This window comes from Kribbella sp. NPDC020701, assembly GCF_055562215.1.
The window spans coordinates 57,226-70,454 of record NZ_JBVHFT010000001.1 but is presented as its reverse complement, the minus strand read 5'-3'; the positions used below and the strand labels follow the sequence as shown (position 1 = coordinate 70,454).

Genomic DNA, 13,229 nt, shown 5'->3' with positions numbered 1-13,229 from the left:
TGTGGGAAGAGGGTCGCGTCAGTGTGTGGCGGTCAGGAGAGGGCTGAGCCGGCCTTGTAGGCGGCCCAGGTGGTGTTCCAGTCGGTCCAGCCGTTGCCGGGCTCCATGTGGCGGGTCGTACCGGTGACGATCACGGGGTCGCCGCGCAGGGTCTGCTTGAAGTACCACTGGGCGTCCGCGAGGCTCATGCCGACGCAGCCGTGGCTGACGTTGGCGCTGCCCTGGCTGCCGGCCGACCACGGGGCGCCGTGGATGAACTCACCGGAGCTGGTGACTCGCTGGGCCCACTTCACGTTGCTGATGTTGTAGTACTCCGGGTCGCCCGGCTTGATGCCGACGGTCGCCGCGTCCATCCGCTTGGTGGTGAACTTCTCCATGATCACCTTCACGCCGCTGCGGGTGGTGAAGCCGTCCTTGCCGGCGGTGATCGGGATGCTCCGGGCCAGCTTGCCGTTGATCGTCACGGTCATCGTGTGCTTCTTGACGTTCACGTTGCTGACGACCGACGGGCCGATGGTGAAGGCGATCTTGCGGCTGCTCGAGCCCCAGGTGTTGTTGCCGGCGTTGACGCCCTGGGTGTCGATGTTGACGGTCACCTTGGTGCCGGCCGGCCAGTAGTTCATCGGCCGGTAGTTGACCTGCTTGCTGTTCACCCAGTGCCAGGTGCCGGTGACAGGGACCGAGGTGGTCACCTTCAGCCGCTTCTCCACGGCAGCGCGGTCCTTGACCGGGTTGTTCCAGTAGATCTGGATCGGCAGCGCCACGCCGACGGTCTCACCGTTCAGCGGGACGACCGAGGCCTTGAGGCTCTTGGCCGCCTTCAGCGTCTTGAAGGTCGAGTTGATCGGCACGGACGCACCGTCGATGCCCTCAGCCGAGCCACTCACGGTGTACGACGCGCCGGGCTTGAGGTGGTCCGTCGAGGTCCACTTCGTCTTGTCAGTGTTGAAGCTGCCGTCGACCTTGTCGCCGTCGTCGTCCTTCAGCGTGACGTCGCTCAGCTTGCCGGTCGAGGTGGACACGGTCACCGGCTTGTCCGGCTGCACCGAGCTGGCGCCCTTCGCGGGCACGATCGAGATGGCCGCCGCGGCCGGATCCTGCGACGGCGTGGTCGACTCGCCCGGGGTGGTCGAAGCGCCCGGAGTACCACCCTGTGTCGTCGACGCGCCGGGTGTCGAGGGGTTGTTCCCGCCCGCTTCCGTGTCGCTGCACGCCGTACCGGCCAGCAGCAGCACACAGATCCCCGCCACGGCAAGGCCGTGCTTCCTCACCGAACCGCTCACCATTCCCCAGCTCTCCCCTGTTTCGTCAAACCGCCGCCAGGGTAACCCGTCGTACGGACAGACCTTTGGCAACGCACCGCCACCTGAGTGGTACGGACCACAACGGTCCGTTACCGGTGGCATCTCTAAAGACGCACGAAAACGCCGCCCGGTTCGTTCCCAGGCGGCGTTTTTCGTACGACGCTCAACTAGTGAGCGTGGTCACCCTTGTAGTACTCGAAGATGAAGCCGCTGAGCGTGATGATGCCCAGGGCGCAGCCGGCGATGAACAGCCACCACCCGAAGACGATGCCGAGCACGACCACCGACAGCGTCAGCGCGCACCACAGCGGCCACCACGAGTACGGCGGGAAGAAGCCGAGCTCACCGGCTCCGTCCACGATCTCGGCTTCCTTGCGGTCCTCCGGCCGGGCGTCCATCCGGCGTGCGGTGATGCTCAGGTAGAACGCCACCAGCAGCGACAGGAAGAACGTCATCACCAGCGCGGTGGTCCCGGTCGGGTCCTCCGACATCAGCCAGTAGATCGGCGTGACCACCAGCACGAACACGCTCAGGATCCCGAAGACCCAGGCTTCGATCTTCACGCCTTGTCCTTCCCCTCGGCCTCGGTACCGGCGATCTCCTCGAGATGCTCGACCCGGCCCTGGTCCTCACCCGCGTCCAGCAGGTTGTCCTTGCCGGCCCGGTTGTCCGGGTACTCGGCCAGGGCGAGGTCCGCGTGGTGCAGGTCGAAGGCCGGGCTCTCGGACCGGATCCGCGGCAGCCGCTCGAAGTTGTGCCGCGGCGGCGGCGAGCTGGTCGCCCACTCCAGCGACCGGCCCCAGCCCCACGGGTCGTCGACGCCGACCAGTGGCGACTTGCGCGACTTGTAGACGTTGTAGAAGAACGGCAGCATCGACAGGCCGAGGATGAAGGCACCGACGCTGGACACCTCGTTCAGCGTGGTGAAGCCCTCGTTGGCGCCGTACGACGCGTAGCGCCGCGGCATCCCCTCGACACCCAGCCAGTGCTGCACCAGGAACGTGGTGTGGAAGCCGATGAACAGCAACCAGAAGTGCAGCTTCCCGAGCTTCTCGTCGAGCATCCGCCCGGTGAACTTCGGCCACCAGAAGTAGAACCCGGCGAACATCGCGAACACGACCGTCCCGAACACCACGTAATGGAAGTGCGCGACCACGAAGTACGAGTCGGACAGCTGGTAGTCCAGCGCCGGCGAGGCCAGGATGATGCCGGTCAGACCGCCGAACAGGAAGGTGGTCAGGAAGCCGATCGCCCAGAGCATCGGGGTGTCGAACGACACCGATCCGCCCCAGATCGTCCCGATCCAGTTGAAGAACTTCACCCCGGTCGGGACCGCGATCAAGAACGTCATGAACGAGAAGAACGGCAGGTTCACCGCGCCGGTGACGAACATGTGGTGTGCCCACACCGCCACCGAGAGCACCGCGATACCGAGCGTCGCGCTGACCAGGCCGATGTAGCCGAAGACCGGCTTGCGGCTGAACACCGGCAGGATCTCGGTGATGATGCCGAAGAAGGGCAAGGCGATGATGTACACCTCGGGATGCCCGAAGAACCAGAACAGGTGCTGCCACAACAATGGCCCGCCGTTCCCGGCGTCGAAGACGTGAGCCCCTAGAGCTCGATCCGCCTCCAGCATCAGCAGCGCACCGGCCAGGATCGGGAAGGCGATCAGCACGAGGATCGAGGTCACCAGGATGTTCCAGGTGAAGATCGGCATCCGGAACATCGTCATACCGGGTGCGCGCATCGTGATGATCGTCGTGACGAAGTTGACCGCACCGAGGATCGTGCCCAGACCGGCCATCCACAGACCCATGATCCACAGGTCACCGCCGATCCCCGGCGAGCGGACCGCGTTGGACAGCGGGGCGTAGGCGAACCAGCCGAAGTCGGCCGCGCCACCCGGGGTGAAGAACCCGCTGATGGTGATCAGGCCGCCGAACAGGAACAGCCAGAAGCTGAACATGTTCAGCCGCGGGAACGCGACGTCGGGGGCGCCGATCTGGATCGGCATGATCTCGTTCGCGAAGCCGACGAACAGTGGTGTCGCGAACAGCAGCAGCATGATCGTGCCGTGCATCGTGAACAGCTGGTTGTAGACCTCTTCGTTCACGATCTGCAGGCCCGGCTTGGCCAGCTCGGCGCGGATGACCAGCGCCATCACACCGCCGATCAGGAAGAACGCGAACGAGGTGATCAGGTACATGTGGCCGATCAGCTTGTGGTCCGTGGTGGTCAGCCACTTGACCGCGATCTGGCCCTTGCTACGCCGCCTGGGCAGCGCGGTAGTAGCACCGATAGCGCCGGTGCGCTCGGCGAAGTCGGTCACTTGCCGCCCTCCTGCTCCCCGTGACCGGGAATGGTGGTCGCGTCCGAGCCGCCGGTGGCGGCCCCGGTCTGGCCCTTGGCGGCCAGTTCGCGCAGGTGCGCGTCGTACTCATCGCGGGTGACCACGTTGACGGTGAAGACCATCCGGCTGTGGTAGAGCCCGCAGAGTTCAGCACACTTGCCCGCGAAGATCCCGGTCCTGGTCGGGGTCAGTTCGAACTTGTTGGTCCGGCCCGGGATGACGTCGAGCTTGAAGTAGAACGACGGCACCCAGAAGGAGTGGATCACGTCCGGCGAGGTCAGGGTGAATTCGACCGACTCGTTCACCGGCAGCCATAGCGTGGCCGGCTTGTCCATCGTGCCGGTCTCCCACACGCCCTGCTCACCGTCGACGGTGTCCTTGTAGTTGAAGGTCCACTGCCACTGCTGGCCCACCACGTTCACGGTGTGCTGCGAGGAGTTCGACATCGCGGTGATCTTGTCGCCGTGCTCGACGGTGTAATAGAAGAGCACGCCGATGATCGCGAACGGCGCCAGCGTGTAGAGCACCTCGAGCGGCAGGTTGTACCGCACCTGCCGGGGGGCGTCGTCGTTGCGCTTGCGGTACCGCACGACGACGTACAGGATCAGGGCCCAGACCAATACGCCGGTGATCAGCGCGGCGATCCAGGCGCCGATCCACAGGCTTCGGACGGCCTCGGTCCGGTCCGATGCGCCCTCGGGGAGACCGAGTCGTTTCCACTGCTCAGTGGTTTCCGACGAACAACCGGTCAGCAGCAGGGTGCCGAACACCACTGCACTACCGACCAGAAGGCGTCGCTTCGCCGGACGTGTGGCGCCGGCAGGACCTGCCGAGCGCTCGTCCACTCCGGGCGTGCCGTTCGAACCCACGGGGCGCCTTTCCCTTCCCAAGTGAGACTGACGACCAAACACTACTGGACACCTTCCGGCGTCCCGCGCATAGGTAGGGCCAAGAGCATGTCTTCCCCTCCGATGCCTACTGCGGGGCACTCGGCGGGCGTCTCGGCGCACTGGAGCAAAGGCCACGATGCTCCGCATCGAGACCTTCACTCCAGCACACCGAGCCACTCCACCGAGCACCTCCTCGCGACGGCATCGGAGGGGAAGACATGCTCTAGCGTTTCCCGTGTGAGTGAGCGTGCGTATCTGGACGCGGCGTCGGCCGAGTCGTTGCACCCGGCAGCGCGGGAAATGTTGCTGCAGGCAGTCGATTCCGGCTGGGCGGATCCGGTTCGGTTGCACCACGAGGGACGGACCGCGCGGCTGCTGCTGGACAACGCCCGGGCGGTGCTCGCCGACGCCGTCGGAGTGCGCCCGGACGAGTTGTACCTGACCACCTCGGGTACGGCGGCCATCCACACCGGACTGACCGCGATCGGGGCCGCCCGCAAGCGGGTGGGCAGCACCGTCGTCCACGGTGCCGTCGAGCATTCCGCCGTACTGCACACAGCTGGATCCAGCGGGGTCGAGGTGGGCGTGGACATGGCCGGCCGGGTCGACCTGGACGCGTTCACCGAAGCGGTGCGGCAACCCGGTGTAGCGGTGGCGGCGCTGCAGTCGGCCAATCATGAGGTCGGCACACGCCAGCCGATCGAGGCCGCAGCCGAGGCGTGTGGCGACGTACCGCTGTTTGTCGACGCGGCCGCGTCCATCGGGCACGACACCGTACCGGCGGGCTGGTCGGCGTTGGCGGCGAGCGCGCACAAGTGGGGTGGACCGGCGGGTGTCGGATTGCTGGCCGTGCGGAAGGGGACCCGGATCGCCCCGGCCTGGCCGATGGACGAACGCGAGGACGGCCTCTCCCCCGGCTTCCCGGACATTCCCAACGCGTTGGCGGCCGCGGCTGCGTTACAGGCCCGGCTCAGCGAGGCCGAGGAGCTGAACAAACAGCACCGGGCCTGGATCGACGAGGTACGACGCCGAGTAGCCGCGGACATCCCGGATGTCGAGGTGGTCGGCGATCCCGACGACCGCTTGCCGCACATCCTCACGTTCTCCGCTCTCTACGTGGACGGCGAGGCACTCGTGACCGCACTGGACGCGGAAGGGTTCGCGGTCTCCAGTGGCTCAGCCTGTACGTCGAGCACCCTGAAGCCCTCGCATGTCCTGGCCGCCATGGGCGTCCTGACTCATGGCAACGTCCGCATCTCCCTGACGCGCGGCACGACCTATGCGGACATCGACCGGTTCTGTGCGGTGGTTCCTGGCGTGATCCGGCGGATCCGGGCAGAGGTAGGGCTGTGAACGTCGACCTGGACTGCCGCGGCCTGCTCTGCCCACTCCCGGTCATCAAGCTGGCCAAGACGCTCCCGACCGTTGCTGTCGGCGACACCGTCACCATCCTCGCCGACGACCCGGCCGCCGCCACCGACATCCCGGCCTGGTGCCGGATGCGCTCCCAGGAGCTGGTGTCGGCCGGCGAAAACACGTATGTCGTTCGGCGGGTCAGCTGACACACTCCGCGGTGTGACCGACTTCGCGCACAAGCCGACGCTGACCGGTGAGCTTGTTGTCCTGCGCCCGTTGGACGAGGGCGATTACGACGCACTGCGGGCGGCGATGGACGATCCGGACGTCGCCCGGTTGACGGGCAGCCATGCCGAGATCGGCGAGGAGCAAGCCAGGCAGTGGATGCGCACCCGGAAGGACCAGACCGATCGGCTGGACCTTGCGATCGTCGACAAGGCCAGTGGTGAGGTCGTCGGCGAGGCGGTGCTGAACGACTGGGATCCAGACAATCAGTGCTGCAACTTCCGGATCCTGATCGGACCGGCCGGTCAGGGCCGTGGCCTCGGCACCGAGGCGACCCGGCTGATCGTCGGCTACGGCATCGAGGAGATCGGCCTGCACCGGATCAGCCTCGGTGTGTACGCGTTCAACCCGCGGGCCCAGCGCGCGTACGAGAAGGCCGGCTTCGTCGTCGAGGGACGTTTCCGCGACGCGCTGCTGTGGGACGGCGAGTGGGTCGACGAGATCACGATGTCGGTCCTGGCGACCGAGTGGATACCGTCTGAGGTGTGATCGAGGCCGAACGCATCGCTGTCCTGACCGGAGCCGGGATCTCGACGGCGTCCGGGATCCCCGACTTCCGCGGCCCGCAGGGACTGTGGACGAAGAACCCGGCGGCGCAGGCGATGTTCGACATCGACGAGTACGTCGCCAGTCGCAAGGTCCGCGTGGAGGCGTGGAAACAGCGCCTGGTCGCGCCGGCCTGGACCGCCGAGCCGAACCCGGGTCACCTGGCCCTGGTCGAGCTCGAGCGCCAAGGCAGGCTGACCGGACTGATCACCCAGAACGTCGACGGCCTGCACCAGAAGGCCGGCTCGTCGCCGGAACTCGTCCACGAACTCCACGGGACCGTCTGGTACGTCGACTGCCTCGAGTGCGGCCGCCGGATCCCGATGGCCGACGTACTCCCCCGCCTGGAGGCCGGCGACGAGGATCCGGCCTGCGAAGTGTGCGGCGGCGTACTGAAGTCCGCGACCGTCTCGTTCGGCCAGTCCCTCGACCAAACCGTGCTCGACCGCGCCGTCGCGGCCACCGAAGCCGCCGACGTGTTCCTCGCCGTCGGCACCTCGCTCCAGGTCTACCCAGCGGCAGGCCTCTGCGACATCGCCCTCACCGCCGGCAAGCCGCTGATCATCCTCAACGCCCAGCCGACCCCGTACGACGACGAGGCCACGACGATCCTCCACTCGCCGATCGAGACCACCCTTCCGGCGCTCGTGACCTTACCGTGACATTCGAGCCCTCCTCACGGTGAGTGTCGCGGGTTAGCGTCCGCCCAGGATCACCGGCAGGGAGGGGACCGTGATGCGCGGGTTCAGGCGTTGGACGGCAGGGTTCACCGCGGCGGCGGTGATCGTTCTCGGACTGGGTACGGCGTCATCCGCGCCGGCACAGGTGGCTGCCGAGCGGGTGATCACGCTGGCCGGCTCGTTGCAGAGCGAGCTCGGGTGTCCGGGTGACTGGGATCCCGGATGTGACGCGAGCAGTCTCGGTGCGGCAGCGCCGTACACGAAGATCTTCGACGTACCGGCCGGGTCGTACGAGTACAAGGTCACGGTCAACAAGAGCTGGGACGAGAACTACGGCGCCGGTGGCGTGCTGAACGGCCCGAACATCCCGCTGCGGATCGAGGGGCCGGCCAAGCTGGCGTTCAGCTACGACGACACCAGCCACGTCGTCACCGTGAAGCCGGTGGACCTCGCCGGGTCGACGGTGACCGCGGCCGACAAGACACTGGCGTCGCCGAGTCTGCGCAAGGACCTCACCAAGGAGCGGTTCTACTTCCTGATGGCGGACCGCTTCGCCAACGGCAACAAAGCCAACGACGCGGGCGGACTGACCGGCGATCGGTTGCAGACCGGCCTGGACCCGACCGACAAGGGCTTCTACCACGGTGGCGACCTGGCCGGTGTGATCCAGAAGCTCGACTACATCAAGTCGCTCGGCACGACGTCCATCTGGCTCACGCCGTCGTTCAAGAACCGGCCTGTGCAAGGTGCGGGCGCCAACGCGAGCGCCGGGTACCACGGGTACTGGATCACCGACTTCACCCAGATCGATCCGCACCTGGGCACCAACGCGGACATGCAGCAGCTGATCAGCCTGGCCCACCGCAAGGGGATGAAGGTCTTCTTCGACATCATCACCAACCACACCGCGGACGTGATCGACTACGAGTCCGGCCAGTACGGGTACATCCCGAAGTCCACGTCGCCGTACAAGGATGCGGCCGGCAACGTGTTCGACGACAAGCAGTACGCCGGCGGCGACACGTTCCCGCCGATGGACGCTCAGACCTCCTTCCCGAACAAGCCGTTCTTCCACAGCGACGCCGACGCGAACATCAAGGTCCCGGCCTGGCTGAACGACCCGACCCTGTACCACAACCGGGGCGACTCCACCTTCGCCGGCGAATCCGCGGAGTACGGCGACTTCGTCGGGCTGGACGACCTGTTCACCGAGCAGCCGCGGGTCCGGGACGGGATGATCGACGTCTACAAGACGTGGGCCGAGTTGGGGATCGACGGGTTCCGGATCGACACCGTCAAGCACGTGAACATCGAGTTCTGGCAGAAGTTCTCCCCCGCGATCCTGGCCGCGGCCATGAGCGCCGGGTCGAAGAACTTCTTCATGTTCGGCGAGGTGTTCGACGCGAATCCGACGTTCATGTCGACGTACACGACCAAGGGCGCGTTGCAGGCGACGCTCGACTTCGGCTTCCAGCAGAGCGCGGTCGCCTACGCGAAGGGTGACTCGGGCACCAAGCTGCGGGACCTCTACGCGAACGACGACTACTACACCGACGCGGACTCGAACGCATACCAACTGCCGACGTTCCTCGGCAACCATGACATGGGCCGGGTCGGCACGTTCCTCAAGCAGGGTGGTGCGAACGGCTCCGAGCTGCTCGCCCGGGACGAGCTGGCGCACTCGATGATGTTCCTCACCCGCGGTCAGCCGGTCATCTACTACGGCGACGAGCAGGGGTTCACCGGTCCCGGCGGTGACAAGGACGCGCGGCAGGACATGTTCGCGACCAAGACGGCCGACTACACCGACGACGAGGTCGTCGACGGCACCGGTACGACGACGATCGGCAGCAAGGACCGGTACGACGTCAACGCGCCGATGTACAAGCACATCGCGGCGCTGTCGCAGTTGCGTGCGAAGTACCCGGCGCTGGCCGACGGCCGGCAGGTACACCGCTACTCATCGAACACCAATGGCCTCTACGCGTTCAGCCGGCTCGGCGCCGACAACGTCGAGTACCTGGTGGTCGCCAACAACTCGACCACGGCCGCGTCCGCGACGATCCCGACGTACGGGCCGAACACGTCGCTCAAGCCGGTCTATGGCGGCTCCAAGGCGATCAAGACCGACCGTGAGGGCCGGGTGCTGCTCAGCCAGGCGCCGCTGTCCGTCACTGTCTACCAAGCGCAGAACAAGGTCCCGTCGCGGGCCAAGGCGCCGGCGGTCTACATGAGCTCGCCGGAGCTCGGTGCAACGGTTGGCGGTCGTGCTGAGATCGCTGCGGCCGTTCCGGAGAACACTCCGGTGACTGTGACCGTCGGCTACCGGCCAGTGGGTACGACGGCGTGGCAGCGACTCGGCTCCGACGACAACGCTCCGTACCGAGTGTTCCAGGACGTGTCCGGGCTGCCCAAGGGGACTCTGCTCGAGTACCGAGCCGTGCTGCGGGACGCGTCGGGCAACTACTCGGTGTCCGGATCGTACGGCGTGGTCGGCGACGCTCCCGCGCCGGGTGGCGGCGGTGGTGGCGGCACTGGTCCCGTCGTACAGCCTGCCAACGTCAGCGTGCCCGGTGACCACAACAGCGAGATGGGCTGCGCGGCGGACTGGTCACCGGACTGCGACCAGGCGCAACTGACGCTGGACCCGAAGGACAAGGTGTGGAAGGGCACCTACACCATCCCGGCCGGTGAGCACGCCTACAAGGCGGCGCTCAACAAGAACTGGGACGTGAACTACGGTGCCGGTGGTGTCGCGAACGGCGCCAACATCTCCTACACGGCCCCTGGCACTCCGGTCTCCTTCTACTACGAACAAGGCCGGCACTTCGTCACATCCAGTGCCGAAGGACCGATCATCACCGTGCCCGGCTCGTTCCAGTCGGAGCTGGGCTGTCCGGGCGACTGGGACCCGTCCTGCATGCGACCCTGGCTGACCGACCAGAACGGCGACGGGACCTACACCTGGTCCACCAGCGAGTTGGGAGCGGGCAGCTATGAGGCGAAGGTCGCGCACAACCTGTCCTTCGACGAGAACTACGGCGCCGGCGGGGTCCGGAACGGTCCCAACATCCCGTTCACCGTTCCGGGCGACGGACTGGTCGTCACGTTCTCCTATGTCATCGCGACCCACATGCTGACGGTGACCACCTCCAGGCCGGGCGCACAGCCGGACCTCAGCCAGGCGAAGGCTTACTGGCTCACGAAGGATCTGCTCGCCGTACCGGCGGTTGCACACCCGGAGCGGTCGCGCTGGCGGCTGCACTGGTCGGCTGACGGCTCGTTGAAGGTCGACGCGGACGACATCGGCGGTACGTCGTCCGGACTGCGGTACGACCCGGCTGGGATCCCTGCGTCGGTGCTGGCGAAGTTCCCGGCATTGAAGGGCTATACCGCGCTCAGACTCGACCATGGTGATGCCAAGAAGATCCTGACCGGGCAACTCGGGCTGGCGCAGTACGACGATGCCGGGCGATTGCTGGACGCCACCGGTGTCCAGATCCCCGGTGTGCTCGACGATGTCTACGGCAGCGCCACCGGACGCTCGTACGGCGTGACCTGGCACGGCGGCGCACCGACGTTCACTCTGTGGGCGCCGACCGCGCAGGCGGTGACGCTGCTCGTCGGTTCGAAGCGCGTACCGATGCGGCTCGGTAACGACGGCTCGTGGTCCGCGGACGGACCGCGCTCGTGGAAGAACGCCGCCTACCGGTACGAGGTGAAGGTCTACGCGCCTTCGACGGGCAAGGTGGAGACGAACGTGGTCACCGACCCGTACTCGGTGGCGCTCACGACCGACTCGGCGTACTCCGTCGCGGTCGATCTGAACGACGCGGCCGGGAAGCCGGCACTGTGGTCGACGCCGGCACCGAAGCTCGCGCGGGGCGTCGACTCGACCATCTACGAACTGCATGTCCGCGACTTCTCGATCAACGACAGCACAGTGCCGGCCGCGCACCGCGGTACGTATCTGGCGTTCGCGGACGACGGCAACGGGACCAAGCATCTGCGTTCGCTGGCTGCGGCGGGCCTCAACACCGTGCACCTGCTGCCGACGTTCGACATCGCGTCGATCCCGGAGACCGGGCAGCAGACGCCGGCCTGTGATCTGGCGTCGTTCCCGGCGGATTCCGATCAGCAGCAGGCCTGCGTGACGGCGGTCGCGGCCAAGGACGGGTTCAACTGGGGTTACGACCCGTACCACTGGCTCGCGCCGGAGGGTTCGTACGCGACCCAGAAGGACGGGATCGCGCGCGTCGCCGAGTTCCGCACGATGGTCGGCGGACTGCACAAGTCCGGCCTGCGGGTCGTCCTGGACCAGGTCTACAACCACACGCCGGCCGCCGGTCAGGCGCCGACCTCCGTGCTGGACAAGGTCGTTCCCGGGTACTACCAGCGGCTGAACGCGACCGGGAAGGTCGAGACGTCGACCTGCTGCAGCAACATCGCGACCGAGTACGCGATGGCCGAGAAGATCATGGTCGACAGCACCGTCAGCTGGGCGCGCAACTACCACGTCGACGGCTTCCGCTTCGACCTGATGGGCCACCACAGCAAGGCGAACCTGCTCAAGGTCCGGGCCGCGCTCGACAAGCTCACGCTCGCCAAGGACGGCGTGGACGGGAAGAGCATCTACGTGTACGGCGAGGGCTGGAACTTCGGCGAGGTCGCCGACGACGCGCTCTTCGTCCAGGCCCGGCAGGGCAACCTCGGCGGCACCGGGATCGGCACCTTCTCCGACCGGCTCCGCGACGGGGTCCGCGGCGGTGGTCCGTTCGACGACAACCCGCGGATCCAGGGCTTCGGCTCGGGCGAGGCGAGCGACCCGAACGGCGACCCGATCAACGGCACGCCGGACGAGCGCGCGAAGCGACTCGCCCATGACACGGATCTGATCCAGCTCGGGCTGGCGGGCAATCTGCGGTCGTTCAGCTTCCCGTCGGCGTCGTCCGGCACGGTCGTCCGTGGTGATCAGGTCGACTACAACGGTTCACCGGCCGGGTACGCCGACCAGCCGGACGAGGTCATCACGTACGTCGATGCCCATGACAACGAGACGTTGTGGGACACGCTGACGTACAAGTTGCCGACCACCATGACCATGCCGGACCGGATCCGGATGAACACGGTGTCGTTGGCAACGACCGCGCTGGCCCAGACCCCGTCGTTCTGGCATGCCGGGGCCGACCTGCTCCGGAGCAAGTCCCTGGACCGCAACTCCTACGACTCCGGCGACTGGTTCAACACCCTCGACTGGACCGGGGCCGACAACGGCTTCGGCCACGGTCTGCCACCCAAGGCCGACAACGAGGCCAAGTGGTCGTTCATGAAACCGCTGCTGGGCAACCCGGCGCTGAAGCCGACCGCGGCCGACGTGACCACGGCCTCCGCCGCGGCAGCCGATGTGCTGAAGCTGCGGTTCTCGACGCCGCTGTTCCGCTTGGGCTCGGCCGACCTGATCAACGCGAAGCTCACCTTCCCGTTGAGCGGCACGACGCCCGGGGTGATCACGATGCGGATCGACGACACCGTCGGCCCGAATGTCGACCCGGCGCTCAAGGGCGTGCTGGTCGTCTTCAACTCCACCAACTCCACCGTGACCCAGCAGGTCCCGGGCCTGGCCGGCGCCAATCTGGCGCTGTCCCCCGTCCAGGCCGCCGGCTCGGATTCGGTGGTCAAGCAGACCAGCTGGACCGCGTCGTCCGGCACCGTGACGGTCCCGGCGCGGACAGTCGCGGTACTGATCCAGACCTGAACATACTGAACCCTTCCCAGGATGCGCTGTGCTCCGTAGCGTCGAATGCTGACAAATTGC

9 protein-coding genes are annotated in these 13,229 nt (G+C 66.7%); 5 read left to right on the top strand and 4 right to left on the bottom strand.

Annotated elements, in window-relative coordinates:
• Window positions 1-32: 32 nt before the first annotated feature.
• The 4 genes from ACZ3HV_RS00295 to ctaC form a co-directional block, all read right to left on the bottom strand.
• The gene (locus ACZ3HV_RS00295) at window positions 33-1,271 is read right to left on the bottom strand and encodes a L,D-transpeptidase (protein WP_465679512.1); all 1,239 of its coding nucleotides are present in this window, start codon (window positions 1,269-1,271) and stop codon (window positions 33-35) included.
• A gap of 200 nt (window positions 1,272-1,471) precedes the next feature.
• Complete coding sequence (locus ACZ3HV_RS00290; RefSeq protein WP_465679510.1) at window positions 1,472-1,867, bottom strand: cytochrome c oxidase subunit 4; 396 nt, start codon at window positions 1,865-1,867, stop codon at window positions 1,472-1,474.
• A complete protein-coding gene (gene ctaD, locus ACZ3HV_RS00285) occupies window positions 1,864-3,636 on the bottom strand; it encodes an aa3-type cytochrome oxidase subunit I (RefSeq protein ID WP_465679509.1) in 1,773 nt (590 codons plus the stop codon). Before ctaD ends, ACZ3HV_RS00290 begins: the two co-directional genes overlap by 4 nt.
• Entirely contained in the window at window positions 3,633-4,526 is an 894-nt protein-coding gene (ctaC, locus tag ACZ3HV_RS00280) for an aa3-type cytochrome oxidase subunit II (RefSeq protein ID WP_465679508.1), read from the bottom strand. The genes ctaD and ctaC overlap by 4 nt, the downstream gene beginning before the upstream one ends.
• Window positions 4,527-4,784: 258 nt before the next feature.
• Here ctaC and ACZ3HV_RS00275 point away from each other — a divergent pair, with 258 nt between their 5' ends.
• The 5 genes from ACZ3HV_RS00275 to pulA all read left to right on the top strand — a co-directional run bounded on the left by ACZ3HV_RS00275 (window position 4,785) and on the right by pulA (window position 13,169).
• Window positions 4,785-5,900: a cysteine desulfurase family protein gene (locus ACZ3HV_RS00275; protein ID WP_465679507.1), complete on the top strand. Its 1,116-nt coding sequence runs from the start codon at window positions 4,785-4,787 to the stop codon at window positions 5,898-5,900.
• Window positions 5,897-6,109: a sulfurtransferase TusA family protein gene (locus ACZ3HV_RS00270; protein WP_465679505.1), complete on the top strand. Its 213-nt coding sequence runs from the start codon at window positions 5,897-5,899 to the stop codon at window positions 6,107-6,109. The genes ACZ3HV_RS00275 and ACZ3HV_RS00270 overlap by 4 nt, the downstream gene beginning before the upstream one ends.
• Before the next feature lie 13 nt (window positions 6,110-6,122).
• Window positions 6,123-6,677, top strand: a complete 555-nt coding sequence (locus tag ACZ3HV_RS00265) for a GNAT family N-acetyltransferase (RefSeq protein ID WP_465679504.1) — start codon at window positions 6,123-6,125, stop codon at window positions 6,675-6,677.
• Entirely contained in the window at window positions 6,674-7,396 is a 723-nt protein-coding gene (locus ACZ3HV_RS00260; protein ID WP_465679503.1) for an SIR2 family NAD-dependent protein deacylase, read from the top strand. The genes ACZ3HV_RS00265 and ACZ3HV_RS00260 overlap by 4 nt, the downstream gene beginning before the upstream one ends.
• Window positions 7,397-7,469: 73 nt before the next feature.
• Entirely contained in the window at window positions 7,470-13,169 is a 5,700-nt protein-coding gene (gene pulA / locus ACZ3HV_RS00255) for a pullulanase-type alpha-1,6-glucosidase (protein WP_465679502.1), read from the top strand.
• Window positions 13,170-13,229 lie beyond the last annotated feature (60 nt).

Excerpts from the sequence above, each read along its gene's own strand:
- pulA (WP_465679502.1), top strand. The coding sequence starts at position 7,470 with ATGCGCGGGTTCAGGCGTTGGACGGCAGGGTTCACCGCGGCGGCGGTG.